This window comes from Caulobacter sp. DWR2-3-1b2, from assembly GCF_049896345.1.
Lineage (GTDB): Bacteria > Pseudomonadota > Alphaproteobacteria > Caulobacterales > Caulobacteraceae > Caulobacter.
On record NZ_JAFCUC010000008.1, the window covers coordinates 43077 to 69873 of the forward strand.

The window sequence follows — 26797 nt, forward strand, 5'->3', positions numbered from 1 at the left end:
GCCATGACCCTAGACGACACGGCCGAGATCGAAGCCGAGACCCGCACCGGCGCCATCAAGCTGCACAAGCCTTCCGACTTCGAGGGCATGCGCAAGGCCGGCAAGCTGGCGGCCGAGTGCCTGGACATGCTGATCCCGCACGTCGCGCCAGGCGTGTCGTCGGACTATCTGGACACCTTGGCCCGGGAATTCATCCTCGACCAGGGCGCCCTGCCCGCCTGCCTGTTCTATCGCGGCTATCCCAAGACGGTCTGCATCTCGCGCAACCATGTGGTCTGCCACGGCATCCCCGGCGAATGGGCGCTGCGCGAAGGCGACATCGTCAATATTGACGTTACGGTCATCGTCGATGGCTGGCACGGCGACACCTCGCGGATGTACGGGGTGGGCGAAGTGGGCCCGCGCGCCCGCCGCCTGGTCGAGATCACCTATGAGGGCATGGCCCGTGGCCTGGCCGCCGTGAAGCCGGGCGCGACCCTGGGCGACATCGGCTACGCCATCCAGTCCTATGTCGAGGCCCAGCGCTGCTCGGTGGTGCGCGACTTCTGCGGCCATGGCCTGGGCAAGGTGTTCCACGACGCGCCCAACATCCTGCACTTTGGCCGTCCGGGCCAGGGCGCGGTGCTGAAGCCGGGCATGTTCTTCACCGTCGAGCCGATGGTCAATCTGGGCAAGAGCGCAGTCAAGGTGCTGGGCGACGGCTGGACGGCCGTGACCCGCGACAAGTCGCTGTCGGCCCAATGCGAGCACTCGATCGGCGTGACCAAGGATGGCTACGAGGTGTTCACCGGCTCGCCGACCGGGCTGTTCCAGCCGCCGATCCTGGGCGGGTAAGCCCCTAGAGCAAGCCGCGCGATGTAGGAATCGCACGGCTTGCTCCAGACTTTTGTTTTCGCATCGCTTTTGCGGAAAACCGGTGGCCACTTTTCCGCGCGATGCTCTAGCCACTCGACAACCGATAATTGATCTGCCCTACTCGCTGCTCGCATGACGAGGGCGAGATGGTCAGTGGCAGATCACTGAAGGCGACCGGGGTCGAAGACACCGCGCCCAGCAGGCCGGAGCCCAGCCACGCTCTTGGCCACCGCGAGCGCCTGCGCGAACGCACCAAGGCCGGCGGCCTTGGTGCCCTGCCTGACTACGAACTGCTGGAACTCTACCTCTTCCGCACCTTCGCGCGCGGCGACGTCAAGCCGATGGCCAAGGCGCTATTGGCCCGGTTCGGCTCGTTCGGGGCGACGATCAGCGCCTCGATCGAGGACTTGAAGACCGTGCCGGGGATCGCCGAGAACGCGGCGATCGACATCAAGCTCTTGCATGAGGCCGCCTTGCGAGCCGGGCGCGACAAGATCGCAAAGCGGCCGGTGATCTCGTCCTGGACGGCGCTGCTAAGCTATGTCCGCGTCGCCCTGGCCAATGAGCCGCGCGAACAGTTTCGGGTGCTGTTCCTGGACAACAAGAACCAACTGATCGCCGACGAGATTCTCAACCATGGCACGGTCGATCACGCCCCAGTCTATCCGCGTGAGGTGATGCGCCGGGCGCTGGAGCTTTCCAGCTCCAACATCATCCTGCTGCACAACCACCCCTCGGGCGACCCCACGCCGTCGCGGCCTGACATCGAGATGACCAAGCAGATCGTCGAGGCCGGGCGAGCACTGAAGATCAATGTCCACGACCACCTGGTCGTGGGGCGTGATGGCGTGGCCAGCTTCAAGGCGTTGGGGCTGTTTTAAAAATCCTCCCCCTGTGGGGGAGGTGTCGGCGCAGCCGACGGTGGGGGGAGTGATCGGATGGTCGCATCCTGGACCAATCCCAAAACTCCCCCCGCCGATCGCTGCGCGATCACCTCCCCCACAGGGGGAGGAACACCTTGACCGCATCCCCCCAATCCCGGAGCGTGGCCGAGCAACCTGTTTCGGAGCCCCAATGTCCCGCCTGCTTCTCGCCCTGCTCGGCTCCGTAGCCCTTCTCGCCCCCGCCGCCGACGCCGCCGACGCGCCCATTTCCAAGGCCGATCGCGCCGCCCACGAGGGCTACCTGATCCTCGACACCCACCTCGACACCCCTGAGCACTTCGCCCGCCAGGGCTGGAGCATGGTCGATCGCCATGCGGTGACGATGGATGGCACCGAGGTGGACCTGCCGCGCATGAACGAGGGCGGCCTGGATGGCGGGTTCTTCGTGATCTACACCACGCAAGGCGCCCTGACCGCCGAGGGCTATCGCGGCGCTCGCGACTTCGCCCTGAACCGCGCCACCGAGATCCGCGAGATGGTCGCGGCCCACGCCGACAAGTTCGAGCTGGCCTACACCGCCGACGACGCCGCGCGGATCAACAAGTCCGGCAAGAAATTCGTCTTCCAGAGCATCGAGAACAGCTGGCCGATGGGTGAGGACCTCACCCTGATGCAAACCTTCCACGCCACCGGCGTGCGCCTGGCCGGGCCGGTGCACTTCAAGAACAACCAGTTCGCCGACAGCTCGACCGACAAGCCGATCTGGCATGGCTTCTCGCCGCTGGGCCTGCGCTGGCTGGCCGAGGCCAACCGGCTGGGCATCGTCATCGACGTCAGCCACGCCTCGGACGACGTGGTCGATCAGGCGGTGCTGCTGTCAAAGGTCCCGATCATCGCCTCGCACTCGGGCGCCAAGGCGGTCTTCGACCACCCGCGCAATCTGGACGATGTACGCCTGAAGAAGATCGCTGAGGCCGGCGGGGTGATCTGCATCAACTCGGTCTATCTGAAAGCCACGCCCACCAGCCCCGAGCGCAAGGCCGCGTTCGAAGCGATCGGCAAGGCGCCCGACAGCGAAACGGCCAGCGAGGCCGAGATCGTCGCGTTTCTGAAGAAGAAGGCCGTTATCGACGCCAGGTATCCGCCGATCCGCGCCAGCTTCGAGGACTTCATGGGCAGTCTGCTGCACACCCTCAAGCTGGTCGGTCCCGAGTATGTCGGCATCGGCGCCGACTGGGACGGCGGCGGCGGCGTGGTCGGCTTCGAGGACGTCGCTGACCTGCCCAAGGTCACCGCCCGGCTGAAGGCGGCCGGCTATACCGACGCCGACCTGGCGGCGATCTGGGGCGGCAACGTGCTGCGCGTGATGAAGCAGGCGCAGGACTATGCCAAGACGGCGGCGAAGTAGGGGCGGACACTTGCCCCCTACGGACCGCTTCGCGGTCGTCTTCCCCCAGAGGGGGAAGAGCTTAGCCGCCGCCAATAGCGCGAGGCTCCGCCCCCTATGGGGGCGGACAGACCGCGCAGCGGTCAGGTGGGGGCAAGTCTAGGTCTTCCCCTGCCCCACGCATCCCAGAACCGCCACCCCATCAACACCGCCAGGATCGCCGCATAGGCCAGGGGCGGGCGATGGTCGGCCTTCACCAGCAGATAATAGTGGGCCACGCCCAGCGGCACGATCAGGTAGATCAGCCAGTGGATCCTCTGCCAGGTCGCCCGGCCCAGCCGGCGGATCATGCCGTTGGTCGAGGTCACCGCCAGCGGGATCAGCAGCGTGAAAGCCCCCATGCCCAGGGTGATGAAGGGCCGCTTGAGGATGTCCTTCCACAGCTGGCCCCAGTCGAAATAGAGATCGACGCCGATATAGGTCAGCAGGTGCAGGCAGATATAGCTGAAGGCGAACAGGCCGATGGTCCGCCGGAAGCGTACGAGGCGCGGCTTCTTCAGTATCCGGGCGGCGGGCGTCACCGCCAGGCCGACCAGCAACAGGCGCAGGCCCCAGACGCCGATCTGGCGGATCAGGGTCTCGATCGGATTGGCCCCCAGGTCGCCGCTGAACCCCCGCCAGGCCAGCCAGACCAGCGGCGCGAGACAGGCCAGCCAGACGGCGGCGTAGACGAGGTTGTCCCGGGTCTTGGAGGGCCGCTTCTTGGCCGCGACCCGCTTCAACGTCGCGTCCATCAGAAGGTCTTCCGCAGGTCCATGCCGCGATAGAGGTCGGCGACGTACTGGCCATAACCGTTAAATGGCAAGGTCTCGCGGCGGCGAAACTCGCCGATCCGGCGCTCGGTGGCCTGGGACCAGCGAGGGTGGTCGACAGCGGGATTGACGTTCGAATAGAAGCCGTATTCGCGCGGGGCCAGCACGTTCCAGGCGGTGGCCGGCATACGCTCGACCAGGCTGATCTTGACGATCGACTTGATGCCCTTGAAGCCATATTTCCACGGGACGACCAGCCGCAGCGGCGCGCCGTTCTGGTTGGGCAACACGTCGCCATAGAGGCCCACGGCCAAGATGGCCAGCGGGTGCGTCGCCTCGTCGATGCGCAGGCCCTCGCGATAGGGCCACTGCAGGGTGTCCCATTTCTGGCCCGGCATTTCAGAGGGACGCATCAGGGTTTCGAAGGCCACGAACTTGGCCTTTGAGGTCGGCTTGACCGCCGCGATCAGGTCCTTCAGCGGGAAGCCGACCCAGGGGATGACCATCGACCAGCCCTCGACGCAGCGCATGCGATAGATGCGCTCCTCGAGCTTCTGGCCCTTGATCAGGTCGTCGATGGCGAAGGTCGTCGGGGCCTCGCAGGCGCCGTCGACCCGCACGGTCCACGGCCGGGTCTTCAAGGACCCGGCGTTCTCGCCGGGGTCCTCCTTGTTGACCCCAAATTCGTAGAAGTTGTTGTAGGTGGTGATGTCTTTCTTGGGGGTCCGCGCCTCGGTGGTCGAGAAGCCCGGCTTGTAGGCCAGACCCCGGGCGTTCGCCGCGCCGCCCGCCCCCGCCAGACCCAATCCCGCCGCGCCTGCGATGAACTGCCGCCGGCGCAGGTAGAGGCCCTGATCGGTGACGTCGTTGTCGGTCAGGTCGGGGGCGTTGCGGATCAGCATGGCGGGGTTCCGGGCGGGGTCTTCATAGGAAGATACGTGCTGGGAGGGGGTTTGGTTACATCGAAAAGCTCCTCCCCCTGTGGGGGAGGCGGCCGAAGGCCGGTGGGGGGAGCTTTGGGTCGCCCTGTCCGGGTCGTGGCCGTCGGCCGATCATTCCCCCCACCGTCGGCTTCGCCGACACCTCCCCCAGAGGTATCTATATACGTGCTTGACCACAAAGCTTGACTCTCATCCATCGGCGCCTGAGCTTGGCGTCTATGGCGGAAGAGAATGTCGAAAATCCCACAGTCGAAGAGTTCTCAGCGTGGCTCATTCCAGCCGCCGCCTTGGTTGCGCTTCCTGATTTAGCGCCTGAGATGGCCGTTAGAACGATACTGGGACGGGCGAAAAGTGGGCTTGTGGTCGCCGCAGCATCAGCAATGACTTGGTCAAGCCAGGGCGAACAAAAGACCGCAAAGATTGTGACGATCGATCCGAACTGGTGGGATAAGGCCGGCGGCCATATCGACGAAACGTGGTCTAAGTTTTGGCATGTTGGCGACATGGACGTTCACATTCGGGACCGGATGGGTTCGCTGGTCGTGAACTTGTTCGACGTGCGATTCGAGCCCTTTGGTATTCACGCTATATCGGGTGGTCTGATTGTGCGGAGCGCCAGCACAATTCAGGCGCTGATCGCAGCGCCCTCCGAGCCAGAGGCGGGGTCGCGGCGGGAGACCCCAAGCATCGCGCTCGAGAGGAGCGTAAGCGAGGGCCAGCTTAAGGCCTGGGCAAAAACCTACCTCGCATCGCGCCCCGGCATGGTGCACGACGAAATCGCCGAGGCTGCTTCCAAACACTTCCACCCGCGCACGGTTACTCGCCGCCCCCTCAGAAGCGCAATCAAACTGGCGAATTACCCGGTAAGGGTCGGAAAACCCTCCAAAAATAGAAACAAGCCGGCGAATTAACCGGCGAATTAGAAACCCGTGGACGGCGGTTTTTGCCGCCGCGATCTTCTCGTTGTGCGTTGCACCGCCCCGCTTCGGGGTAAAATTGGTGCAGCCGCTTCGATCGGCGAGAAGGAGACGACATGACGGATTGATGAGGCCCAGAAACGGAAACGGCTCACCCCTGCCAGGGGGCGAGCCGCTGTCCGAGTATCACCGCGTTGCGGGGATCCAAGGCCTCTCGTTAGAGCCCGAAGAATCTCACGACGCGGTTCCTTTCACAAGCCCAATATGGAGGAACCCATGGGCCTGATCGACCGTGTGCGGGTGAAAGAACACCGCCGCATCAGCAAGCGTGGGCGTATCGAGCGCGTCCGCGAACATTGCCGCCCGAAGCCGCATCGCCGCTGCTAATCGGGCTGGCCCGGCTTGTTCTTCGGAGCGGGCCGGGCCGCTTTCTTCTTCGCTCCCGGAGGTGGCGTGACCTCTTCGGGTTTGGTCTGGGCGTAGCGCGCCAAGGCCTCCCCAAAGTCCATGTCTAGAAATAGCGCCGGTTCCGTCTTCTTGCTGGTCATGCGATCAGCGCCTTGTAGGTCAGGCGGCATTCGATGCCGTCCAGCAACGCGCCGAAGCGTTGGCCCTTGGCGATGTCGCGGCGGTTATAGCGGAAGGTCATTTCGCCAACGTAGCGGTCCAGATGCTTTGGCGACACCCAGTGATGAACGCCGATGATCTGGCGCTTAAGTTGCGACCAGACGCCTTCAATCGAGTTCGTGTGGAAGTCGCCCTTGCGGTACTGGCCAGCGCTGTGACGGACAACGCCATGGTTGAAGGTGCGGCCAAGGTGGCGATAGCCCGCGTGCTCGTCGGTCGAGACCGAAGTGGCTCCCGGCGAAACGACCTCATGGACGAAGCCGTCCAGCGTGGCGGTGTTGGTCGAGGTGACGACGCGGGCGACCACATCGCCGTCCCGGCTCACAGCGCCGATGACGGCAGTCTTCCCTGCGGTCCCGTTGATGCCCTTGCGCTTGCTCTTGGGCTTGTTGCTTTCCTTGCCGCCCACATAGGTCTCATCGACTTCCACATCGCCCGACAGCGGGGCGTTGAAGCTGTCGGTGCGAGCTGCGTGACGCAGGCGGTGCAGAACGAACCAAGCCGACTTCTGCGTGATGCCAAGATCGGTCGCCAGCGTGGTCGAGGCGATGCCCTTGGGGTGGTTCGTGATCATCCAGATCGCCGTGTACCAAGTGCGGAGCGGCAGCTTGGTATCTTGAAAGATCGTGCCGACCTTGATCGAGAAGCGCTTGCGGCAGGTGTAGCACTTGTGGGTGTTCGTGCCAGTCAGGGTGCCGATCTTGGTCTCGTCCGCGTTGCCGCACAGCGGGCAGAACTTGCCGTTCTTCCAACGCGAGGCCGTCAGGTGGTCGATAGCCGATTGCTCAGTCGGGAAGGCCCGGAAGAGCTGGATCAGGTTGTCGAATTTCTGGATCACGGCGGCGGCTCCTGCTGCAACCGTTATCCCTCAATCCGATGACTGGGTCAAGCACGTATATAGCTCCCTCCCCCAGAGGGGGAGGACCTATCTCACCACCGCTTCAAACCCCGCCCGCGCCGCCGCCTTGGCCTTGGCCAGCTTGCCCTTCAGCGACCCGAACGCCCGAACACCGCCCGCCCGCGCCATAAGCGCCCGAAACGCCTTGGGTTCGGTGTCGGGATCGTGCCCATCCTCCAACGCCACCTTCAGCAGTTGCGACAGGTCCTGCTCCAGCCGCCAGGCCGCCTCCAGCGACGCCATCGCGGTCTTGTCGCCAAGTCCAGCCGCCTGCAGCGCCACCAGCGCCTCGCCGGTGTTCTGCGCCAGCGGACCTCCATCCGCCGCATGCACGAGTTGCAGGAACTGGGCGGCGAACTCGATATCGACAAGGCCGCCGGGCGTCAGCTTGAGGTCCCAGTCGCCCTTGCCGGGCCGCTCGTCCTCCATCAACTGGCGCATCTCCAGCACATCGACGGCGGTGTTCCTGCGATCGCGGGCGCGGCGCAGAGCCCCCGCGATCGCGCCCTCGGCCCGCGCCTGGAAGCCCGGCGACGAGGCCCAGACCACCCGCGCCCGCGTCAGGGCCAGCAGCTCCCAGGTCTCGGCCTCGCGGTCGTAATAGTCCTCGAAGGCCGCGAAGCTGACCGCCACAGGCCCCTTGGTCCCTGACGGTCGTAGCTTGAGATCCACCTCGTAGAGCGTGCCCTCGCCGGTCGGCGCCGACAAGGCCGAGGCCAGGCGCTGGGTGAAGCGTGCGTAGAAGCTTTCCGCGCCCCAGCCCTTGATCGCCGACATCTCGGCGGAACCGTCGGCCGCGTAGAGCGTCATCAGGTCGAGATCCGACTTGGCGGTCATCTCGCGCGACCCCGCCTTGCCCAAGGCCACCACCGCCACCTGGCCTAGGAAGGCCCCGCCCAACCGCTCGACTTCGCAGAGAGCCGCCGGGGCCAAGCCGCCCACGATCAGGTCGGCGAGGTCGGCGAAGGCCGCGCCGGCGTCGCGGGCGCCCGCCGTGCCGCTGATCACCCGCACCCCGATGCGGAAGGTCTGGTCGCGGAAAAAGCGCCGCGCGGCGTTCATCGCGCCTTCGAAATCGACGGGATCCCACGGCGGGTCGCGCGGCATTTCCATGGGACCGAAGAAGGCTGGGTCGAGCAGGGCGTCGAGAGCCGTCGGTCGTCGCGCCAGTGTCGAGGCCAGGCGGGGGGCGAAGGCCATGACCTCGACAATCAGCTCGAACAGCCGTGGTTGGGCCAGAAACAGCGACTGGATCTGCACGCCGGAGCTCAGCGACGCGAAGAAGTCGGCGAAGCGGTTGAAGGCGTCTTCCGGTGCGCCGGTCGCGTTGGCCGCGTCCAGCAGGCGCGGCGCCAGGCGGGTGAACAGCTCGCGGCCCCGTTCGGTGCGGGTGGCGGCGATGCGGCCGTGATGCCAGCCACGAATGGTGGCGGCCACGCGCTCGGGACGGGCGAACCCCATGCGCTTGAGGGTGGCCAGGGTCTCGGGGTCATCCTCGACGCCAGTGAACACCAGGCTGCCGAACCGCGACGACAGCTCTTCCTCGCCCTTGAACAGCGCGCCGTAGCGGCGGTTGACGCCCTTCAGCAGGTGCCCGACCACGGCGTCGAAGCTACGTAGATTGCCATGGCCCCATAGGGCCGCGACCCGCTTGCGATCGGTGTCGGACTCCGGAAGCTTGTGGGTCTGGTCGTCGGCCAGCATCTGCGCCCGGTGCTCCAGGGCGCGCAGGTCGCGATAGGCCTTGGTGAGATAGTCGCGGTCCTGGCGCGTCACGTGGCCCGCGTCCGACAGGGCGGCCAGGGCGTCGAGGGTGCGGGGGCTGCGTAGGTTCGCGTGCCGACCGCCGAGGATCAACTGCTGGGTCTGGACGAAGAACTCGATCTCGCGGATGCCGCCGCGCCCCAGCTTGAGGTCCGCGCCCTTGGCGGTCAGGCGGTCGTCGACCTTGTAGGCATGGATCTGACGCTTGATCGAATGGATGTCGGCGATGGCTGCGAAGTCGAGGTTCTTGCGCCAGATGAACGGCTGAAGTTCGGCCAGGAACGCCTCGCCGCGGGCGATGTCGCCGGCCGCGATCCGCGCCTTGATATGGGCCGCCCGCTCCCAGTTCTGGCCGACGCTCTCGTAGTACTCCAGCGCCGCGTCGATCGGCATGGCGGGCGGGGTCGAGGAGGGGTCGGGGCGCAGGCGCAGGTCGATGCGGAACACGTAGCCATCAGCGGTGCGCTCGGCCAGCATCCGGCCCAGGTGATGCGTCAGGCGCACGGCCACGCCCTGCGGCTCGACGCCCTGCGCGACCGGCAGGGCGTCGGGGTCGTAGAAGATCGAGAAGTCGATATCGCTGGAATAGTTGAGCTCGAAGGCCCCGTGCTTGCCCATGGCGATGCAAAACAGGCCGGGGATGGGGCCATCCTTGCCTTCACCGACATGGGTCAACGCGCCGCGCGCCACCTCCAGCCGCGCGGCCTGGGCCAGGCTGGCGTGCAGCGACGCGTCGGCGAAGCGGGTCAGGGCGGCGGTCACCGCGTCCAGGTCCCAGACCCCGCCCAGGTCGCACAGGGCCGTCAGCAGGTGAAGCTCGGCCTTCAGTTCGCGCAACACCCGCCGGGCGGTCTCGAAGTCTGGTTCGGCGGCCACGGTCTCGGCGGCGGCCAGGATCTGAGCGAGCCGCGCGTCGGGATCGCTGTCGAGGATCGCCGGCAGCCGCTGGCCGTCCCGCCGCGCCAGGCCAGCCAGATAGGGCGAGGCGGAAAACACCGGCGCCAGGGCCGGCCAGGCGGCCTCGACCAGGCGCATGGCCTCGCCGGCCTTCTTGCCAATCGCCTCGTGCCCCCGTTCGGCGGCCTTCGGATCGAGGATGGGGCCGCAGGGGGTGAGGCGTTCGAGCAGGCGGGTCATGCCGCGCACTGTGGCGTGAGGCGGCGCTCAGGTCGAGGTTCGCCGCTTGACAGCCCAGGTTACAGGCGTAATCGTTAGCGCTTGAGATGCGAGGCGCCATGAACATCACCCAGGCCGAGAGCCGCATCATGGACGCGCTGTGGTCCCGCCATCCGCTGACGGTGGACGAGATCATGGCGGAGGTCGCCGAGCCGCAGGGTTGGGGCGAGGCGACGGTCAAGACGCTGATCAACCGCCTGCTGAAGCGCAAGGCGATCCGCTCCGACCGCATCGAGGGCCGGGCCCGCTACGCCCCCGTCGTCCAGCGCGCTGACTATGTGCAGGCCGAGAGCCAGGGCCTGCTGAACCGGCTGTTCGACGGCCAGCTGACGCCGCTGGTGGCGCATTTCGCCCAGCATCGCGCGCTGTCGGCCGACGAGATCAAGCAATTGAAGACGCTGATCGCGGGTCTTGAAGATGGTGGCTGAACTCCTCGCCCTGACGCTGCTGCGCGCCCAGGTCGCCGCCATGGCGGCGGTGCTGCTGGTGCTGTTGCTGCGCGGCCCCGCCCGCAGCTGGATCGGCGCCCGCCTGGCTTACCGGCTATGGATCCTGGTCCCGGCGGCCGTCCTCGCCAGCCTGTTCCCCAGTCTGTCCGAGGCCTTGGAGGCCGGCGCGCCCGCGGCCCCGATGGGCGAGACCCACGCCATCACCGTCTTGGCCGCCTGGATGGTCGGCGCTCTGGTCGCCGCCGGGATCATCGTCCAGCAGGAGGTCGCCTTCCGGCGTCAGGCGCGCGCCGGTCAGGCCGGCCCCGCCGTGATGGGCGTGCTGTGGCCGCGCATTGTCTTGCCATGCGACTTCGCGGAGCGCTTCGACGCCGAGGCGCGGCGGATGGTCGACCTGCATGAACGCGCCCACATCCAGCGCGGCGACCCGCTGGCCAATCTGGCGATCGCCGTGGGCCTGGCGCTGGGCTGGTGCAATCCGCTGATCCACATCGGCGCGGTCTGCGCCCGGCTGGACCAGGAACTGGCCTGCGACGCCCAGGTGCTGAGCCTCCGGCCCACCCTGCGGAAGGTCTATGCCGAAGCCCTGGTCAAGGCGCACGCCGCCCGCACCGGCTCGCCCCTGGCCTGTTTCTGGGCGGCCCATCCCTTGCTGCTCCGGGTCAAGCTGCTGGCTCAGCCCGAGCCCAGCGAAGAGCGCCACGCGACCGGCGCGGTGTCGATCGTCGGCCTGGCCATACTGACGGCTCTGGTCGTCTGGAGCGTCACCCCGCGCGGACCCATGCCGCCACACTTCATCTGGCCCGGCGAGGTGATCGAGCACCAGGTCGACGGCATCAACCTGCCTGCGTTGCGCCGCTAATCACCCCGACGTTCCCGGCGTCGCGTCGGTTGACGTCTGGGATTACATCTGTAAGTTTATAAGACTACAGACGTAATCTTCCGGGTGGGCCATGACCTTCATTCTGCGGATGCCGGAGGCGCGGGGGCGCCGAGCCTGGCGCAAGCGCCGCTACGCGATGATCCACGAAGGCTCCGACGAAACGGGCTACTGCGCCACCCGCCAGGGTCGCGACCGCTGTTACGACGTGAAGATCCAGATGTGGGGCGGCTAGAGCATTTTTCGAGCGAAGTCGTTCCGGTTCGCGTGAAGAAAAATGCGTCAAAACAGAAGATTAGAGCTCACGGCCTGACGCATTCAGGTCGGGAAATGCTCCAGGATCCTACTCCACCCGTGGCAACACCAACGCCACCCGCAGGCCGGGGCCGGAGCCGTCATAGACGCCTGGCCCCTCGGCCAGTTCCAACCGTCCGCCATGCGAGACGGCCACGGCCTGGACCAGCGACAGACCTAGCCCCGCGCCGGGCTCGCTGCGGCTGTTCTCCAGGCGCACAAAGCGCTGGACGACACGGGCGCGGTCTTCCTCGGGCACGCCGGGCCCCGTGTCGGTGACCGAGAACTCCAGCTCGCCAGACGAGCGGCGACGGGCCCGCAGCATCACCGCGCCGCCTGCTGGTGTATATTTGATGGCGTTGTCGAGGATGTTGGCCAGGGCCTGGGCGATGAATTCGCGGTTGCCACGGATGTTCAGGGCGGGGGTGATCTCGGCCTTGAAGTCCAAACCCTTGTCCTCGCAGCTGGCCTCATACAGCTCGGCCATGTCGGAGGCCAGTTCGCTGGAGTTGAAGGTCTGCTGGTCGGGGGCGTCGCCGGCCGCCTGCAAGCGGGCGATGGCCAGCACGGCGTTGAAGGTCTTGAGCACGCCGTCGGCGTCGAGCAGGGCGGTCTCGAGGGCGGCCATCGCATCCCCCTTCCCGTTCTCGGCATCGATCAGGGCCACTTCCATGCGGGCCCGCAGCCGGGTCAGGGGCGAGCGCAGGTCGTGGGCGATAGCGTCGCCGGCGTGGCGCAGCCCGCCCATCAGCCGCTCGATGCGGTCGAGCATGTCATTGAGGCCCACGGCCAGGTCGTCATACTCGTCGCGGGTGCCGCGCACCCCAGCCCGGGCGTGCAGGTCGCCGGACCGCACGGCGTTCACCACATCGACCAGGCCCTGCATGCTTCGCGAGACATTGCGGCTGATGATCACCCCGCCCGCCAGGCCCAGGATGATGACCAGCGCGCCGGCCCCCCACAGGGCTCGGACGATCTTCATCACATAGCCTTCGGACTCCTGGACGTCGGCCCCGACAAACAGCGCCTCGCCGCCGCTTAGCCGCTCCTGCACCCCGCGCGCCGCGCGCCTGACCTCGGCGCCGTCGATGTCGGTCTCGGTGAGCTTGAAGCCCTCCCAGGTCGGACCCTGGCCTTCGAAGTCGTCGATCGGCGACTCCTCGATCGAGCCGGAGATTCGCTTGCCGTCCTTGTCGAGCAGCAGGTACAGGAACGGCCGCTCGCCGGTGGCGCGCTCGACGATGGTCTGGTTCAGGGCGTTGACCCCACCCACCCGGTAGGCGGCCTCCAGGCTCTCCATCTCGCGAGTGATCTCGGCGTCGGCGCGGCGGTTCACCTCGCCGGCCGTGGCGATGTAGATATAGCCGAGGAACGCGCTGGCGGCCGCCGCGAACAGGGCCAGGAACAGCAGGGTCAGCCGGAACGGCGTCGATCGGATCAGGCGCGGCAGACGCATGGGCTAGCTCTTCTTGCCGAGCAATGCCGCGACATCGCGGCGTGTGTCGACGATGCGGAGGACAAGAATACCCGCGTCATCGGGCAAGGGGTCGTAGACGACGAGCCATGGTGCGACGGTCAAGCCATGCGGATCGCCCCGAAAATCCCGCCGACGCCGCCCGAGACCTGGGCGTTTTGCCAAGCGCAGCAAGGCGGCGTCCAGTCGCATGATCACTGCCTCAGCGCGCGCCTCGCCGCTATCTTGGGCGATCCACGCATAGATGCGGTTGAAGTCCGCCTGAGCCTCGCGGGACTTTACGACCTTCGGCTCGCCCATTCAGCCCTGGCGACTTTTTCTGAACTCTCGTTTGGCCTCCGCGAGCATCTTTTCAAAATTCCACGGCTCGGAAAGCCCTTCGACGTGCTCGCGGCGCGCCCGGTCAAGCGACTCGTTGATCGCGTCGCGATTGCGCGCGATCCAAGCGTCCATCTCGGCCCCGGAAAGCTCAGGTCCGAAGTCGTCTTCATCGTCGGGAACGGGCTGGGTCAGCTTGTTCATGGCCCTCAGCCTACCACAGCCAAACCGCGCCGCCTACGGATCGAGGCGGTAGCCGGCGCCGCGGACGGTCTGCAGCATGGCCCGGTCGAAGCCCTTGTCGATCTTGCTGCGCAGCCGGGAGATGTGCACGTCGATGACATTGGTCTGCGGGTCGAAGTGATATTCCCAGACCTTCTCCAGCAGCATGGTGCGGGTCACCGACTGGCCGGCGTGGCGCATCATGAATTCCAGCAGCTGGAACTCGCGAGGCTGGAGGTCGATCTCCTTGCCCTGGCGATGGACCGTCCGGTTGATCAAGTTCATCTCGAGCTCGCCCACCTTCAGGGTGGTGGCCACGGCGCCGGTCTCGCGACGGCGCGACAGGGCCTCGACGCGAGCGATCAGTTCGGCGAAGGCGTAGGGCTTGACCAGATAGTCGTCGGCGCCGGCCTTCAGGCCGATCACGCGGTCGCCGACCTCGCCCAAGGCCGACAGGAACAACACCGGGGTGTTGTCACCCTCGCGGCGCAGGGTAGAGACAACCTCGACCCCGTCTTTCTTGGGCATCATGCGATCGACGATCATCACGTCGAAGCCGCCCTTGCCGGCCTCGGTCAGGCCGGCCTCGCCATCGGGGGCGTGAACGCATTGATGGCCGGCCTCGGTCAGGCCGTGGCTCATGGCGCCGGCCGCTTCGAGATCGTCTTCGATGATCAGAATACGCATTTCAGGCCCCTGGATGCACGCCCTGGCACACGAAAAGGGGGCGTCACCGAATCGGTGACGCCCCCGTCGTGTTCGTCGTCACGGCATGGATGGTGACGTGATCCGCGCGCGGGGGAAAGCCCCCGCGCGACGGTGTTCCGCGCCGAGCCCTACGGCGCGATCTTCAGCGGCACGATCGTCGGACGACCGGCGCGGACGATGCGAAGATTGACGCTGGGGCGCTGCAGCTTCTTGGCCGCCTCGACCGCCGCCGAAACCTGCGACGCGCTGGCGACAGGATCGCCATTGACGCTGGTCAGGACGTCGCCCTTGCGCAGGCCCTTCTCGCCAGCGTCGGAGTTGACCTTGACGCCATCGATCAGCACGCCCTTGACGGCGGGGTCGATGCTGTAGGTGCGACGGGCCGCGTCATCGATCGGCGCCAGGCTCATGCCCAGGGCTTCGGACTTCTGGGTCTGCGGCTTGGTCGGGGTTTCGCCACCGTTCTGGTCGGTGTTGTCGCCATCGACCGCCAGTTCCTTCTCGGTCGGCCGGACGCCCGACTTGATCTCGACCGTGCGGGGCTTGCCGCCGCGCAGGACCGACAGCTTCAGGGTGCCGCCCGGACGGCCCTTGGCCACTTCGCGAGTCAATTCCGAGCCGCTCTTGATCGCCACGCCGTTGACGGCGGTAATCACGTCCTCGGGCATCAGCCCGCCCTTCTGGGCCGGGCCACCCGCCACCAGGTCGGCGACGATGGCGCCCTTGACGTCCGACAGACCCTGGGCCTCGGCCATTTCGGTGGTGAAGGGCTGGATCTGGGCGCCGATATAGCCGCGCACGACCTTGCCGCCAGCGATCAGCTGCTTGGCGGTGTTCTCGGCCACGTCGGCCGGGATGGCGAAACCGATGCCCACCGAGCCGCCGGTTGGCGAGAAGATCGCGGTGTTGACCCCGATCACCCGACCATAGACGTCGAACGACGGACCGCCGGAGTTGCCGCGGTTGATGGGAGCGTCGATCTGGATGTAGTCGACGAAGGTCGACGAGCTGTCGCCCAGGTCGCGATTATAGGCCGAGATGATGCCGGCCGTGGCGGTGCCGCCCAGGCCGAACGGGTTGCCGATGGTAATCACCCAGTCGCCGACCCGCGGCTTGGCCTGGTTCTCGAAATTCACAAAGGGGAAGGCCGCGCCCTTGGCCTTGGGATCAACCACCTTGAGGACCGCCAGATCGGTGCCCTCGTCGCGACCGACGATGGTGGCCTTCAGCTCGCGGCCGTCCTTGAGCACAACATTGATGCCGTCATCATCGGCGTCGGCGACGACGTGGTTGTTGGTGACCAGATAACCGTCGGCCGAGATGAAGAAGCCCGAACCCGACGACTGCTGCTTGGGACCGGGGGCGGCTTCCTCGCCGTCCTCGGGCTTCTGGCCGCGCGGCACGATGTCGAAGCCTTCCAGGCCTGGGATGCGCAGCTTCGGCGCGGCGGCGGCCTTGGACGTCACGTCGATCTGCACTACGGCGGGCGAGACCTGTTCGAAAATGTCGGCAAACGACAGCGGCGCGCCGGGCGGCGGAGCGAACATCGCGGGCGGAGCACCCGCGGCGGCCACGGCGGCGCCAGAGGTGCGGATCACCTGCGGCGCCGCGTCGGCGCTCGCCGGACCCATGCGCATGCCGACACCGACCAAGGCCGCGCAGGCCACGCCCGCGCCAGCCACCGCGCCGACAAAGAAACCAGACTTCCTAGCAGCCATCTTACGTCTTTCCTCACCCACGGCGCACTGCGCCGGGTCCTTGGCCTGAGAACCTAGTTGCGCTAGCGAAAGGCGCAATGGTCTTCAACTGATCTTTGCGCCACGCTGACGATGGTCTTGCGGCGTCTTCGCGGCGCAATCGTGTCATTCATCCTTCAACAACGCCTGAACACGAGCCTCTTCGCCTTCGGAAAGCTGTTCAACGTCCTCGCCGGGCGCTCCGGGTGTGGCCCGTCGCCTCAGAAGCACGATCATCAACCCGCCGCCCAAAACCAGGGCGACCCAAGGCGTGGCCCAGAGCACGGCGTTGCTGGGCGAGAACGGCGGCTTGAGCAACACGAACTCGCCATAGCGCGCGACCAGAAACGTGCGAATCTGCCGGTCGCTGCGGCCCTGCTTCACTTGGTCGCGGATCACGCCGCGCAGGTCGCCAGCCAGGTCGGCTTGGGAGTCGTCGATCGACTCGTTCTGACAAACCAGGCAGCGCACCTCGCGAAACAGGTCGCGGGCTCGGGATTCCTGCACGGGATCAGGCAGACGCTCGGCGGGATCGGCGGCCGCGCCCGCCATGCAGGCGATGGCCATCAGCGCCACGAGCACACCCCTTCCCTTCTCCCCTTGCGGGAGAAGGTGTCGGCGCAGCCGACGGATGAGGGGTCGCACGGCGTCGACACCGCAGACGATCGAGGTGGACAGGTTTGAGAGGCCCCTCATCCGACCGCCAAAGGCGGCCACCTTCTCCCGCAAGGGGAGAAGGAAGGAGGAGACGATCTTCAAGCCGCCGTCTCCGCCTTGCGCGCCACGCCGAACCGCAGCCGGCGGTCCGACAGCGAGATCAGGCCGCCCAGGGCCATGATCAACGGGCCCAGGAAGATCAGCCGAACCCACGGATTGACGAAGGCGCGGACCAGCCAGGCGGGCTGGCCGTTCGCGCCCGCTCTGCGCTCGCCCAGCACCACATAAAGATCGTCCAGCACCCGTGGACAGATGGCCACTTCGGAGGTCGTCTGGCGGCCGGTCGGATAGAAGCGGCGCTCGGGCTGGGCCGTGCAGATCGGAGCGCCGCCGCGGGTGATCTTCACGATCCCCCGCTCGGCGATGTAGTTGGCGCCCTCGACCGCGCCGACGTCGGTCAGGGCCAGCTCATAGGCGCCCAGCTTCAACTGGCCGCCGACGCTCAGGGCTTGAGCGGCCTCGACGCGCCAGGTGGTCTCGAACGACGCGCCCAGCACGAACAGGCCAAGGCCGGCATGGGCCAGGGTCATGCCCCAGGCGCCGCGCGGCAGGCCCACGGTCCGGCGCCGGACCTCGGCCCAGGGCGCACGGAAAGCCCGCACCCGCTCGGCCAGCTCCAGCACCGCGCCGGCCACCAGCCAGCCCCCCAGGGCCAGGCCCGCGCTCGCCAGGGCATGGCGCGGCGCGATCACGGCGAAGGCCACCAGGCCCAGGATCGCGGCGCAGGCCAGGGCCAGCCACAGGCGGCGCATCACCAGCCGGGCGTCGCCGCGCTTCCAGGCCAACAGCGGTCCGGCCGGCAGGATGGCCATGGCCAGCACCATCAAGGGAACGAAGGTCAGGTTGAACCAAGGCGGGCCGACCGACACCGCTTCGCCGTCCATGGCCTCGCGGATCAGAGGATAGAGCGTGCCAAGCAATACCGTGGCCGTGGCGGTCGACAGGATGATGTTGTTGACGACGATCGCGCTCTCGCGGCTCACCGGGGCGAACAACCCGCCGCTGTTCAGGCTGGGGGCGCGCAGGGCGAACAGCAGGAAGCCACTCCCGGCCGCGATCCCCATGATGGTCAATAGCAGGATGCCCCGCGCCGGATCGACGGCGAAGGCGTGGACGCTGGTCAGCACGCCCGAGCGCACCAGGAAGGCGCCAAGCATCGAGAAGGTGAAGGCGGCCAACCCCAGGAACACGGTCCAGCCCGGCAGGGCGCCACGCTTTTCCAGCACCACCGCCGAGTGCAGCAGCGCCGTGCCGATCAGCCACGGCATGAAGCTGGCGTTCTCGACTGGATCCCAGAACCACCAGCCGCCCCAGCCCAGTTCGTAATAGGCCCAGAAGGCGCCGAGCGTGATGCCGACGGTCAGGAAGCTCCAGGCCGCCAGGGTCCAGGGCCGCACCCAGCGGGCCCAGGCCGCATCGACCCGGCCCTCGATCAGGGCGGCCATCGAGAACGAAAACACCACCGAGAAGCCGACATAGCCGCAGTAGAGAAACGGCGGATGGAAGGCCAGCGCCGGGTCCTGCAGCAGCGGATTGAGCGACGCCCCCTCGACCGGAACGTTGATCAGCCGGGTCATCGGGTTGGAAGCAAAGACGGTGTAGGCCAGGAATAGCACGCCCAGCGCGCCCTGCGTCGCCACCGCATAGGCCCGCAGGCGCGGCGGCAGGGCGGCGCCGAAGGCCGCCATGGCCGCGCCAAAGCCCGTCAGCACCAGGCACCACAGCAGCATCGAGCCCTCGTGGCTGCCCCAGGCGCCAGCCACCTTGTAGAGCATGGGCTTGGCGGTGTGGGAGTTGGCCGCGACGTTGGCCACGGAGAAGTCCGACACCACGAAGGCATGGACCAAGGCCAGGAAGGTCAGGCCCGTGCACAGGAAGGCGCCCAGGGCCGCGCCCTGTCCCGCCCCGGTCAGGACCGACATCCGCCGCGCCCCGCCCACCGCCGACAGCCCCATCTGCAGGGCCGACAGCACCAGGGCCAGGATCAGGGCGTAGGCGCCAAACTCGGTAATCATGCCAAACCTTCCCTTCTCCCATTGCGGGAGAAGGTGTCGCGAAGCGACGGATGAGGGGTTGAAGGCGAGGTCAGCCGCGCACGGCGGACAGGTCGGCGCGACCCCTCATCCGTCGGCCCCGGATCAAGCCTGGGGCCGCCACCTTCTCCCGCAAGGGGGGAAGGAAATTTAAGCGTTACGCTCACGAGGCGGGCTTCCCTGTTGAGTAGGACGGCGTTTGGCCATCCCCTCGCCACTCGCCCTGTTCCTTCAGCGCCTTGGACACTTCACGCGGCATGTAGCGCTCGTCGTGCTTGGCCAGCACCTGCTTGGCGACGAAGACACCGGTCTCGTCGAAGGCGCCCGAAGCGACGATCCCCTGGCCCTCGCGGAACAGGTCGGGCAGGTCGCCCTGGTAGCGCACGAGATTGGTGGCGCGCTGGTCGGCGACCACGAACTCCACCAGGCCGTCGGGGTGCTTGACCACGCTGCCCTTCTCCACCAGCCCGCCTAGCTGCACCTTGCGGCCGGCCGGCACATGGGCGGCGGCGGCCTGGGCGGGGGTGTAGAACAGCGAGATGGCGTCGCGCATGCCCCACAGGGCCAGGCCGACGGCCAGGGCGACCACCGGGGCGGCGACCGCCAGGACGGTCAGGCGGCGGCGCGCCTTGCGGGATTTGGGCAGGAAACTCATGATGTCGTATCCGCCTTGGGGGCCTGGGCGGCCTGACGCAGCGCGGCCAACACCTTGGGCTGGCCGGCGAAGCGGGCCTGGGCCTGGGCCAGGGCGGCGTCGCGCTTGGTGGTGTCGCCCAGCACGGCATAGGCCCTCACCAGCTTGACCCAGCCATCGGCGTCGTCGGGATTGGCCTGGAGCTTGGCCGCGAGGCTGGCGACCATGCCCTGGATGAAGCCATCGACGCCCGAGCCGTCGCCGGCCGGCGCGGCGGCTTGCCCCTGAGGGGCCGTCGGTTCTGGCAGCAGCCCGCCGCGCGCCTGGGTCTGGACGATCTCCTCGGCGAAACCCGCGCGACGCGGGTCGTCGGACGGCATGGCGGCGAGCACCGCCCGCCAGTCGGCCAGGCCGCCGGCCAGGTCGCCTTCGGCGATGCGGGCCTTGGCGAGGTTGTAGCGGGCGATGACATTGGCCGGGTCACGCTTCAGCGCCTCGGCGAAGGCCCGCTTGGCGTCGGTTCCGATCTCGCCCTTGGCTTCGGCGATGAACATCTCGCCCAGACCCACCCACAGATCGACCCGGTCGGGCGCCAGCGAGACGGCGCGCCGCAGGGCCTGGGCCGCGCCAGTCGGGTCGCCGGCCTGCAGACGGGTGAGGGCCAGCAGCCTGAACAGTTCAGGATCATTGGGCTTGGCCTTGGCTGTTTCCTGCAACACCGCCGCGATTTGGTCGGGGCTCAGTTGCGAGAGCTCGGTGTTGCGCCACTGCGCCACCCGCTTGAGGTAGGGCTGGTCGGCCAGGCCAGGCGCGGCGACGGCGACGTAGACGCCCAGCGCGATCAGCGGGGCCAGGGCGGCGAAGGCCAGGATCAGCGGCCGGGTCTTGGGATCGGCGACGGGCCAGGCCTGTTGCTGGTCGGCGGCGGCGATCAACCGGCGGCCGGCCTCGGCGCGGGCCGTCTTCAACTCGCCGTCGGCCAGCAGGCCGCGGTCGGCCAGGTCGTCGATCTCGGAAACCTGTCGGCGATGCACGGCCAGGCTGGCGTCGTCGCCCGCCCCCAGCGAGGCCTGCGCGGCGCCGCGCAGCACCAAGGCGGCGACGACGGCCGACAATCCCGCCGCAGCGATCCAGAAAGCGATCATGCGCGCGTGTTAAAGGGGAATGGCGACGGCCGTTAGCGAAAAAATCGCGTAAGGATCAGGCCGCCTGGGCCACGGCGGCGGCGGCGCGGCGGCGGACGATCTCGGCGGTCTTCTCGTCGCGGCTATAGGCGATGAGGCCGGCCGCCAGGTCGAGATAGCGCTGGGCCAGGGCCCGATCACCGCCCTCGCCGGTTCGGACCACATAGAGGATGTCCTCGATATACTGGTCGAGACGCGTGTTGAGCTTTTCCAGCACCTTGGCCCGGCTGGCGCCATAGCCGCTCTGGGCGGCGCAGGACCGGACGTCGGCGACGAAGGCCAGCACTGCGGTCACGCGGCTGACCAAGCGCTCGTCGGGCTCGGCGGTCAGCGCCGGAATGCCCTTGCCATTCTTGCCGCCGAGGATCGAGATCGGCCGCAGCGGCAGGGCCGCCAGCAGTTCCTTCTCGGCGGCGTTCATGCGGCTTTCGACGGTCTGGGCGACGCCCTGCTTGTACTTACCGATCCGCCTGCCCCAGGGACCGTCCTTGTTCAGATCGACAGACTGTTCGAACTCGGTGATCTGCGCCGCGACCCTCTGTGCGGCCAGCGCCGCCTTGCGGCCCTCGGCTTCGCCCCGGTCGGCGTCGAAGGTCCGAATGAAGTCGATGTTCTTCTCGATGTCGGTCAGCACCCGCTCGCCGAACACCCCGACCTCGGACGAGGCCCAGAACTTGTCGGTGGGCCGCTCCATCACCGCCGAGATCACCCGCAGGATCCGGAAATCGTCGGGCAGGTGCGCCGCGAGGATTTCGAACAACAGCGGTCCGGCGTCGTCGCGGATCTCGCAGGCGTCGTTATAGGCCAGGCGCGCGGACGAGGCGCGCTCCTCGCTCATCTTGCTGATCCATTCCGACAGCTTGGGCAGGGCGGCGCGAACGATGGCCGACAGCTCCAGGCACGCGGCCAACTCGTCGATGTCGCAGATCTGGCCCAGGGCCACGAAGCCCGGCGCGGTCTGGGCGCGCACGCCCCGGGCGGCGATCTCGCACAGTTCGTTGAACACCTCGGGCGGACCCTGTTCGAGGTCCCAGGGATTGCAGCGCGCCGCGGCCTCCTCGATCTTGCGCGGCGAGTCGATCTTCAAGGCCTCCCACAACAGGGAGAGCACGCGGGGCGGGAAAGAGGTCTGTTCGCTGTCGCGCGCGTCGCACAGCGGCACGATCGGGGCCAGGACGCTGTTGCGAATATAGCGGGCGGCGGTCTCGTCCTCGACCAACCGACGCACCGACGCCAGGGCGCCTTGCCCTCCGGCCGGACCGGACAAGGCAAGCTCCAGGCTGCGCAGAGCGGCGTCGGGGGCGGTTTCCACCAGCTTCCGAACCATCAGCAACTTGTTGGCGACGACCCCGGCCATAACTCCCCGCAAAAGCAGCCCACTGGGGCCCGCGTCAACCATGTCGTCAACGAGGTTAAGACTTTCCGAAACCATAAGTTTTTGCTGTTCGAGCCACAGCGTCGAAAGGTCGCTGGATGGCGGAAACCGGTGTCTTGCGATGTGCGGTTGAGAGGTGCGCGATGTGAGGTTGTGGGGCTCGCCTGATCTCTTCTCACCCGTAAGGCGGGGGCGGTGGCGCGATGCTGACTCGGCAGCAATGGGACGGTCGGTGATGCGCTATGCCGCGAGCGAAGTGTTCGCTGATCCAACGGGCGTCGCCGATGGAATCTGGGACCGCCCCCCCGTCACTTCGCCTATCGGCGCCGCGCCACCTCCCCCGTTTCACGGGTGAGGAAAGAGGTTCACCCCTCCGAGCGCGGCAGCACCAGGGTCACCCGTAGCCCGCCCAGCGGCGAGGCCGAGAGGGTCACCGAGCCGCCATAGGCCCGCGCCAGTTCGTCGACGATCGACAGACCCAGGCCCGAGCCTGGCGTATGCTCGTCCATGCGTTGGCCGCGCTTGAGGGCGTCGATCCAGCGGTCGGGGGGCAGACCGGGGCCGTCGTCATCGACGGTCAGGGTCAACTGCTCGGGCGAGCTGGCCACGGCCTCGGCCCGCACCTTGGCCTTGCACCACTTGCAGGCGTTTTCCATGACATTGCCGGCCAGTTCCATGAAGTCCTGACGCTCGCCCTGGAAGGCCAGGTCGTCGGGGCAGCGCCAGTCGATCTCGACGCCCCGCCCCCCTGGCTTGTCCTGGAAGATCCGCTCCAGAGTGGCAGCCAGCTCGTCCATGATCGGCTCGACGGGCGTGCGTTCGCCCGAGGTCTGGGAGCGCGCGGCGGCGCGGGCCCGGCGCAGGTGATGATCGACCTGCTCGCGCATGGTGGCGGCTTGGCGCTCGACCACCTCGGCCAGGCTGCCAGGCTGCTGGCTGGCCTCGGTCAGCATCACCGACAGCGGGGTCTTCAGGGCGTGGGCCAGGTTGCCGACATGGGTGCGCTGGCGCTCGACGACTTCCTGGTTATGGGTCAGCAGGGCGTTTAGCTCCCCGGCCAGCGGCGCCAGTTCCTCAGGATAGACGCCCTCCAGCCGCTCGGCCTTGCCACGGCGCACGGCGCCCACCTCGCGGCGCAGGCGAAACAGCGGCAACAGACCGACGCGCACCTGCACCACCACCGCCGACACCAGGCCCGCGCCCAGCAGGATCAACGCGATGGCTGTGTTGCGGGCGAAGATGTCGGCGTCACGGTCGATCGGGGCCCGATCCTCGGCGGCGATGAACACCACGGGGCGAGGATAGCCCGGCAGGCGGGTCAGGATGGCGGCGGCTCGCAGCCGCGCGTTCTGCGGTCCCATCAGGTCGAAGAACAGGGTTTTGCCCGGCGCGGCGGCCAGCCGCTCGGCCTGGGCGCCGGGGATGGTCAGCGAGCTGTCGAACAGCGACCGCGACTGGTCGATTATTCGCAGGCCCTGTGGCCGCATTTCCAGGATCTGCCAATAGCGGCCGGAATAGACCCGGGTGGCGCGAATGTCGGTCAGGAACGGCGCCTTGACCACGCCGTCCTCGACGCTGGAGCTGGCATAGAGATCGTCGGTCAGCACCGTCAGGGCGGAATCGAAGCGGCGGATGGCCGAGTCGCGGAACTGGGCGGTCAGGAAAACGCCCGCCACCAGCAGCACGACCAGGTTCCATACCCCGGCCAGCAGCACCAGCCGACGGACGAGCGAGTGCTTGCTGAGGTCCCACATGGCTAGCGCAAGCCCGTTGAAGGGACGATGAGGGGCTCGGGACGCTTTTCCGTTTCGCTCACCTCGCCCCCCTTTTTCCATTCATCCCGACGAAAGTCGGGACTCAAGCCGAACCTCGCGGTTTCGCTCTGATCCAACACCCCGCCTCAGCGTGAGTCCCGACTTTCGTCGGGATGAGCGGAGATTTGGGCCGGGCCAAAACGAATTGGCGAAGGCTCTAACCCTCTGTCGTCTCGCCTTCCAGCGGCGTCAGGCGATAGCCCAGGCCGCGCACGGTCTCGATCCGGTCGCTGCCCAGCTTCTTGCGCAGCCGGCCAATGAACACTTCGATCGTGTTGCTGTCGCGGTCGAAGTCCTGGTCGTACAGGTGCTCGACCAGCTCGGTGCGGCCGATCACCCGGCCTTGGTGCATGATCATGTAGTGCAGCAGGCGGTATTCCAGCGAGGTCAGGCGCAAGGGTTCGCCATTGACGCTGGCTCGGGCGGCGCGCGGGTCCAGGCGCAGGCCGCCGCACGACAGGCTGGGCGAGGCGTGGCCGGCCGAGCGGCGCAGCAGGGCGCGCAGGCGGGCCAGCAGTTCTTCGGTATGGAACGGCTTGGTCAGGTAGTCGTCGGCGCCGGCGTCGAAGCCCGCGACCTTCTCGTTCCACGAACCCCGCGCGGTGAGGATCAGCACCGGCGTGGCCACGCCGCCGCGCCGCCAGCGCTCCAGCACCGACACGCCGTCCACCTTGGGCAAACCGAGATCGAGGATGACCGCGTCATAGGGCTCGGTTTCGCCCAGGAACTGGGCTTCCTCACCGTCCGGCGCCTGATCGACGGCGTAGCCCGCGTCCCCAAGGGCCAGCTTCAGCTGGCGCGACAGGTCGGGATCGTCTTCGACAAGCAGGATGCGCATGGAACAGGAAACCTTAGTTGGCGCTGAGGATCTGGCCGGTCCGCGCGTCGACGATGAAGTCGATGCGGCGGCCGTCGGTGGTGGCCCAGCGGACGCGATAGTTGGAGCCTTCGAGGCCGGCGTCGAGCACGCGGCCCGGCGTGCGGCGACCGATCTGCTCGATCACCCGGCCCAGTGGCACCAGCTGGCCCGACTGAACGCCGCCCCGCGCCTGATCCTGCCGGGCGCGCCAGTCAGCGCCCAGCGAGTCCGGCCCGCGCTGCGCCGACGCCACGCCCGGCAGGGCGGAGGCGGCCAGCAGGGCGGCGAAAAGGATGTTGATCGGCTTCATGGGCTCGGTTTTAGAGCCTCGCGGCTGAATAGAGGCTGAACACGGCCGTTATGGACGGGTCGCGTCGTTCTGTCACGGCCGGACAGGCGCCAAGCCCTTCGCGTCCAGGGGCTGTCTCTCGCGCCGCCGAGCCGCTTGTCACGAAAACTGGGCCATTCTAGAGTGCAATCTTCGCGCGTAAAATCGCGGAGAGCTCGGCAAGGTTTTCTGGGGAGGGAGCGATGCGACTGGTCATGACATCCTGGCGCGTGGCTGTGGCCGCCGTCGTCCTGGGCGCCTTTCTGGCCGGCGCCGCCCACGCCCGGGCTGCCCCGCCGCCCGTCGCCCCGCCCGTCGCCCTGCCCTTCGCCCCGGCCCTCTCGGGTACGGCCACGCCGCCAGCGTCACCCGCCAATTTGACGTTCAGTCAATTCTCGGGCGCGATCGTCGGGGTTGGCCTCAAGGCGCTGCCGGGCCCGGACGGCAAGCTTGTCCCCGCCAAGGCCGCCAATTTCGATTCGATCCGGTTCCAGCCCGACGGCGGCTATCCGGCCTTCGATATGCTGGTGGTTAATCAGGCGGACAAGCAGGCGCTGCGGCTAGGGGCCAACAAGCGGATCATCCCGCCCAGGCCTGGCAGGGCCGACCTCGTCTGGATCGATGTCGATGATCCGGTGACCGCGACCAAGGTCATGAAGATCACCGGGATCGCGCGACCGGTCGACCCGTGGATGGTCGGCTGGACCGTCTGCGGCGTGACGGCGGCCCTGCTGTCGGTCGCCTTCCTGGCCTCGGGCGGCAAGCCGCTGCGGTTCATCACCGGCCACGACGGACGGCTGAGCAACTCGCAGTTCCAGCTGGCGCTGTGGTTTGGCGTCGTCGCCATCGCCTACGGTTCGATGCTGATGCTGCGCGTCCTGCTGCTGGGGGCCGAGTTCATCAGCGGGATCGGCCTGACCGTGAATGTGCTGGCCTTGACGGGACTGAGCGCCGTCACCTTCGGCGGCGCGAAACTCGTCGCCACCCAAAAGCAGAACGCCGCCAGCGACACGGCCAATGCCGACGCCCAGACCGCCGCGGTCACCGCCAAGACGGCCGCCGACGCCGCCAACAGCTCGACCGCCGCCGTGGCCAATCTTGACGCCGGCGATCCGGCCGTGGCCGGCGCGACCCTGAGCGCCACGACCGCCGTGCAGGTGGCCACCGTCGCCGCGACCTCGGCGGCGCTGCTGGCGAACAGGGCGGCCAACACCCCCGCGGCCAAGGACATGCCCGCTGCGACGGCCGGAACGGTCAAGGCCAGGCTCCTCGACCTTTTCAAGAACGGCGAGGGCGAGACCGACCTGGGCGACTTCCAGATGATCCTGATCAGCGTGGTGGCGGCCGGCATCTTCGCGGTGTCCAGCATCCACGTGATGCTGCTGCTCGACATCGCCAGGGACATCTTGCTGCCCGACGTCGATTCCGCCCTGCTGGCCATCTTCGGCCTGGGTCAGGGGGCGTATCTGGTGAAGAAGGCCGTGCTGCCGGCCGGGAAAGGCTAGGCCGAA

26 protein-coding genes are annotated in these 26797 nt (G+C 67.6%); 8 read left to right on the plus strand and 18 right to left on the minus strand.

Annotated elements, in window-relative coordinates:
* The first annotated feature begins 3 nt into the window (after positions 1 to 3).
* The 3 genes from map (at position 4) to ACP694_RS18360 (ending at position 3147) form a co-directional block, all read left to right on the plus strand.
* Positions 4 to 834 (plus strand): type I methionyl aminopeptidase, encoded by an 831-nt coding sequence (map, locus tag ACP694_RS18350; protein WP_426014840.1) that lies wholly within the window; start codon positions 4 to 6, stop codon positions 832 to 834.
* A 167-nt stretch (positions 835 to 1001) separates the two neighbouring features.
* Positions 1002 to 1736, plus strand: a complete 735-nt coding sequence (gene radC, locus ACP694_RS18355; protein ID WP_426014842.1) for a RadC family protein — start codon at positions 1002 to 1004, stop codon at positions 1734 to 1736.
* Between the two features lie 193 nt (positions 1737 to 1929).
* Positions 1930 to 3147 (plus strand): dipeptidase, encoded by a 1218-nt coding sequence (locus ACP694_RS18360; RefSeq protein WP_426014844.1) that lies wholly within the window; start codon positions 1930 to 1932, stop codon positions 3145 to 3147.
* Between the two features lie 122 nt (positions 3148 to 3269).
* Here the strand turns inward: ACP694_RS18360 and msrQ are convergent, their stop codons facing one another.
* Both msrQ and msrP read right to left on the minus strand, forming a co-directional pair.
* Complete coding sequence (gene msrQ / locus ACP694_RS18365; protein ID WP_426014846.1) at positions 3270 to 3920, minus strand: protein-methionine-sulfoxide reductase heme-binding subunit MsrQ; 651 nt, start codon at positions 3918 to 3920, stop codon at positions 3270 to 3272.
* Positions 3920 to 4840 (minus strand): protein-methionine-sulfoxide reductase catalytic subunit MsrP, encoded by a 921-nt coding sequence (msrP, locus tag ACP694_RS18370; protein ID WP_426014848.1) that lies wholly within the window; start codon positions 4838 to 4840, stop codon positions 3920 to 3922. The genes msrQ and msrP overlap by 1 nt, the downstream gene beginning before the upstream one ends.
* 257 nt (positions 4841 to 5097) lie before the next feature.
* On the opposite strand from msrP, the gene ACP694_RS18375 reads away from it, so the two are divergent.
* Positions 5098 to 5790: a hypothetical protein gene (locus ACP694_RS18375; RefSeq protein WP_426014850.1), complete on the plus strand. Its 693-nt coding sequence runs from the start codon at positions 5098 to 5100 to the stop codon at positions 5788 to 5790.
* A 389-nt stretch (positions 5791 to 6179) separates the two neighbouring features.
* Here the strand turns inward: ACP694_RS18375 and ACP694_RS18380 are convergent, their stop codons facing one another.
* The 3 genes from ACP694_RS18380 to ACP694_RS18390 all read right to left on the minus strand — a co-directional run bounded on the left by ACP694_RS18380 (position 6180) and on the right by ACP694_RS18390 (position 10222).
* Complete coding sequence (locus ACP694_RS18380; RefSeq protein WP_426014851.1) at positions 6180 to 6344, minus strand: hypothetical protein; 165 nt, start codon at positions 6342 to 6344, stop codon at positions 6180 to 6182.
* Positions 6341 to 7261, minus strand: coding sequence for an IS1595 family transposase (locus ACP694_RS18385; RefSeq protein WP_426014853.1), 921 nt, complete (start codon positions 7259 to 7261; stop codon positions 6341 to 6343). The genes ACP694_RS18380 and ACP694_RS18385 overlap by 4 nt, the downstream gene beginning before the upstream one ends.
* 87 nt (positions 7262 to 7348) lie before the next feature.
* The gene (locus ACP694_RS18390) at positions 7349 to 10222 is read right to left on the minus strand and encodes a bifunctional [glutamine synthetase] adenylyltransferase/[glutamine synthetase]-adenylyl-L-tyrosine phosphorylase (protein ID WP_426014854.1); all 2874 of its coding nucleotides are present in this window, start codon (positions 10220 to 10222) and stop codon (positions 7349 to 7351) included.
* 98 nt (positions 10223 to 10320) lie between these two features.
* Here ACP694_RS18390 and ACP694_RS18395 point away from each other — a divergent pair, with 98 nt between their 5' ends.
* The 3 genes from ACP694_RS18395 to ACP694_RS18405 all read left to right on the plus strand — a co-directional run bounded on the left by ACP694_RS18395 (position 10321) and on the right by ACP694_RS18405 (position 11825).
* Positions 10321 to 10689: a BlaI/MecI/CopY family transcriptional regulator gene (locus ACP694_RS18395; protein ID WP_426014856.1), complete on the plus strand. Its 369-nt coding sequence runs from the start codon at positions 10321 to 10323 to the stop codon at positions 10687 to 10689.
* Positions 10679 to 11572, plus strand: coding sequence for a M56 family metallopeptidase (locus tag ACP694_RS18400; RefSeq protein ID WP_426014858.1), 894 nt, complete (start codon positions 10679 to 10681; stop codon positions 11570 to 11572). The genes ACP694_RS18395 and ACP694_RS18400 overlap by 11 nt, the downstream gene beginning before the upstream one ends.
* A gap of 91 nt (positions 11573 to 11663) precedes the next feature.
* A complete protein-coding gene (locus tag ACP694_RS18405; RefSeq protein ID WP_426014860.1) occupies positions 11664 to 11825 on the plus strand; it encodes a hypothetical protein in 162 nt (53 codons plus the stop codon).
* A gap of 108 nt (positions 11826 to 11933) precedes the next feature.
* Here ACP694_RS18405 and ACP694_RS18410 read toward each other — a convergent pair whose 3' ends face one another.
* The 13 genes from ACP694_RS18410 to ACP694_RS18470 form a co-directional block, all read right to left on the minus strand.
* Positions 11934 to 13340 carry a sensor histidine kinase gene (locus tag ACP694_RS18410; RefSeq protein WP_426014861.1) on the minus strand — a complete coding sequence of 469 codons (1407 nt, stop codon included), beginning with the start codon at positions 13338 to 13340 and terminating at the stop codon, positions 11934 to 11936.
* Positions 13341 to 13343: 3 nt separating this feature from the next.
* Positions 13344 to 13658 carry a type II toxin-antitoxin system RelE/ParE family toxin gene (locus ACP694_RS18415; protein ID WP_426014863.1) on the minus strand — a complete coding sequence of 105 codons (315 nt, stop codon included), beginning with the start codon at positions 13656 to 13658 and terminating at the stop codon, positions 13344 to 13346.
* Positions 13659 to 13880, minus strand: coding sequence for a hypothetical protein (locus ACP694_RS18420; protein WP_426014865.1), 222 nt, complete (start codon positions 13878 to 13880; stop codon positions 13659 to 13661). It lies immediately after the preceding gene.
* A 33-nt stretch (positions 13881 to 13913) separates the two neighbouring features.
* The gene (locus tag ACP694_RS18425) at positions 13914 to 14585 is read right to left on the minus strand and encodes a response regulator transcription factor (RefSeq protein ID WP_426014867.1); all 672 of its coding nucleotides are present in this window, start codon (positions 14583 to 14585) and stop codon (positions 13914 to 13916) included.
* Positions 14586 to 14734: 149 nt separating this feature from the next.
* Positions 14735 to 16324 (minus strand): trypsin-like peptidase domain-containing protein, encoded by a 1590-nt coding sequence (locus tag ACP694_RS18430; protein WP_426014868.1) that lies wholly within the window; start codon positions 16322 to 16324, stop codon positions 14735 to 14737.
* A gap of 144 nt (positions 16325 to 16468) precedes the next feature.
* On the minus strand, positions 16469 to 16909 hold the full coding sequence (locus tag ACP694_RS18435; RefSeq protein ID WP_426014964.1) for a cytochrome c-type biogenesis protein: 441 nt from the start codon (positions 16907 to 16909) through the stop codon (positions 16469 to 16471).
* 188 nt (positions 16910 to 17097) lie between these two features.
* The gene (locus ACP694_RS18440) at positions 17098 to 19074 is read right to left on the minus strand and encodes a heme lyase CcmF/NrfE family subunit (protein ID WP_426014870.1); all 1977 of its coding nucleotides are present in this window, start codon (positions 19072 to 19074) and stop codon (positions 17098 to 17100) included.
* A gap of 181 nt (positions 19075 to 19255) precedes the next feature.
* Positions 19256 to 19747: a cytochrome c maturation protein CcmE gene (gene ccmE / locus ACP694_RS18445; RefSeq protein WP_426014872.1), complete on the minus strand. Its 492-nt coding sequence runs from the start codon at positions 19745 to 19747 to the stop codon at positions 19256 to 19258.
* Complete coding sequence (gene ccmI, locus ACP694_RS18450; RefSeq protein WP_426014874.1) at positions 19744 to 20871, minus strand: c-type cytochrome biogenesis protein CcmI; 1128 nt, start codon at positions 20869 to 20871, stop codon at positions 19744 to 19746. Before ccmI ends, ccmE begins: the two co-directional genes overlap by 4 nt.
* A gap of 55 nt (positions 20872 to 20926) precedes the next feature.
* Positions 20927 to 22267 (minus strand): hypothetical protein, encoded by a 1341-nt coding sequence (locus ACP694_RS18455; RefSeq protein WP_426014876.1) that lies wholly within the window; start codon positions 22265 to 22267, stop codon positions 20927 to 20929.
* Between the two features lie 383 nt (positions 22268 to 22650).
* Positions 22651 to 24039 carry an ATP-binding protein gene (locus tag ACP694_RS18460; protein WP_426014878.1) on the minus strand — a complete coding sequence of 463 codons (1389 nt, stop codon included), beginning with the start codon at positions 24037 to 24039 and terminating at the stop codon, positions 22651 to 22653.
* A 217-nt stretch (positions 24040 to 24256) separates the two neighbouring features.
* Positions 24257 to 24937, minus strand: a complete 681-nt coding sequence (locus tag ACP694_RS18465) for a response regulator transcription factor (protein ID WP_426014880.1) — start codon at positions 24935 to 24937, stop codon at positions 24257 to 24259.
* Positions 24938 to 24950: 13 nt separating this feature from the next.
* Positions 24951 to 25268, minus strand: a complete 318-nt coding sequence (locus ACP694_RS18470) for a PepSY domain-containing protein (protein WP_426014882.1) — start codon at positions 25266 to 25268, stop codon at positions 24951 to 24953.
* 221 nt (positions 25269 to 25489) lie between these two features.
* On the opposite strand from ACP694_RS18470, the gene ACP694_RS18475 reads away from it, so the two are divergent.
* The gene (locus ACP694_RS18475) at positions 25490 to 26791 is read left to right on the plus strand and encodes a hypothetical protein (RefSeq protein WP_426014884.1); all 1302 of its coding nucleotides are present in this window, start codon (positions 25490 to 25492) and stop codon (positions 26789 to 26791) included.
* Positions 26792 to 26797 lie beyond the last annotated feature (6 nt).

Bases quoted from the DNA above. Each gene is read 5' to 3' on its own strand.
- map (WP_426014840.1), top strand. From the start codon at position 4: ATGACCCTAGACGACACGGCCGAGATCGAAGCCGAGACCCGCACCGGC.
- radC (WP_426014842.1), top strand. From the start codon at position 1,002: ATGGTCAGTGGCAGATCACTGAAGGCGACCGGGGTCGAAGACACCGCG.
- ACP694_RS18360 (WP_426014844.1), top strand. From the start codon at position 1,930: ATGTCCCGCCTGCTTCTCGCCCTGCTCGGCTCCGTAGCCCTTCTCGCC.
- msrQ (WP_426014846.1), bottom strand. From the start codon at position 3,920: ATGGACGCGACGTTGAAGCGGGTCGCGGCCAAGAAGCGGCCCTCCAAG.
- msrP (WP_426014848.1), bottom strand. From the start codon at position 4,840: ATGCTGATCCGCAACGCCCCCGACCTGACCGACAACGACGTCACCGAT.
- ACP694_RS18375 (WP_426014850.1), top strand. From the start codon at position 5,098: ATGGCGGAAGAGAATGTCGAAAATCCCACAGTCGAAGAGTTCTCAGCG.
- ACP694_RS18380 (WP_426014851.1), bottom strand. From the start codon at position 6,344: ATGACCAGCAAGAAGACGGAACCGGCGCTATTTCTAGACATGGACTTT.
- ACP694_RS18390 (WP_426014854.1), bottom strand. From the start codon at position 10,222: ATGACCCGCCTGCTCGAACGCCTCACCCCCTGCGGCCCCATCCTCGAT.
- ACP694_RS18395 (WP_426014856.1), top strand. From the start codon at position 10,321: ATGAACATCACCCAGGCCGAGAGCCGCATCATGGACGCGCTGTGGTCC.
- ACP694_RS18400 (WP_426014858.1), top strand. From the start codon at position 10,679: ATGGTGGCTGAACTCCTCGCCCTGACGCTGCTGCGCGCCCAGGTCGCC.
- ACP694_RS18405 (WP_426014860.1), top strand. From the start codon at position 11,664: ATGACCTTCATTCTGCGGATGCCGGAGGCGCGGGGGCGCCGAGCCTGG.
- ACP694_RS18410 (WP_426014861.1), bottom strand. From the start codon at position 13,340: ATGCGTCTGCCGCGCCTGATCCGATCGACGCCGTTCCGGCTGACCCTG.
- ACP694_RS18415 (WP_426014863.1), bottom strand. From the start codon at position 13,658: ATGGGCGAGCCGAAGGTCGTAAAGTCCCGCGAGGCTCAGGCGGACTTC.
- ACP694_RS18420 (WP_426014865.1), bottom strand. From the start codon at position 13,880: ATGAACAAGCTGACCCAGCCCGTTCCCGACGATGAAGACGACTTCGGA.
- ACP694_RS18425 (WP_426014867.1), bottom strand. From the start codon at position 14,585: ATGCGTATTCTGATCATCGAAGACGATCTCGAAGCGGCCGGCGCCATG.
- ACP694_RS18430 (WP_426014868.1), bottom strand. From the start codon at position 16,324: ATGGCTGCTAGGAAGTCTGGTTTCTTTGTCGGCGCGGTGGCTGGCGCG.
- ACP694_RS18435 (WP_426014964.1), bottom strand. From the start codon at position 16,909: ATGGCCATCGCCTGCATGGCGGGCGCGGCCGCCGATCCCGCCGAGCGT.
- ACP694_RS18440 (WP_426014870.1), bottom strand. From the start codon at position 19,074: ATGATTACCGAGTTTGGCGCCTACGCCCTGATCCTGGCCCTGGTGCTG.
- ccmE (WP_426014872.1), bottom strand. From the start codon at position 19,747: ATGAGTTTCCTGCCCAAATCCCGCAAGGCGCGCCGCCGCCTGACCGTC.
- ccmI (WP_426014874.1), bottom strand. From the start codon at position 20,871: ATGATCGCTTTCTGGATCGCTGCGGCGGGATTGTCGGCCGTCGTCGCC.
- ACP694_RS18455 (WP_426014876.1), bottom strand. From the start codon at position 22,267: ATGGCCGGGGTCGTCGCCAACAAGTTGCTGATGGTTCGGAAGCTGGTG.
- ACP694_RS18460 (WP_426014878.1), bottom strand. From the start codon at position 24,039: ATGTGGGACCTCAGCAAGCACTCGCTCGTCCGTCGGCTGGTGCTGCTG.
- ACP694_RS18465 (WP_426014880.1), bottom strand. From the start codon at position 24,937: ATGCGCATCCTGCTTGTCGAAGACGATCCCGACCTGTCGCGCCAGCTG.
- ACP694_RS18470 (WP_426014882.1), bottom strand. From the start codon at position 25,268: ATGAAGCCGATCAACATCCTTTTCGCCGCCCTGCTGGCCGCCTCCGCC.
- ACP694_RS18475 (WP_426014884.1), top strand. From the start codon at position 25,490: ATGCGACTGGTCATGACATCCTGGCGCGTGGCTGTGGCCGCCGTCGTC.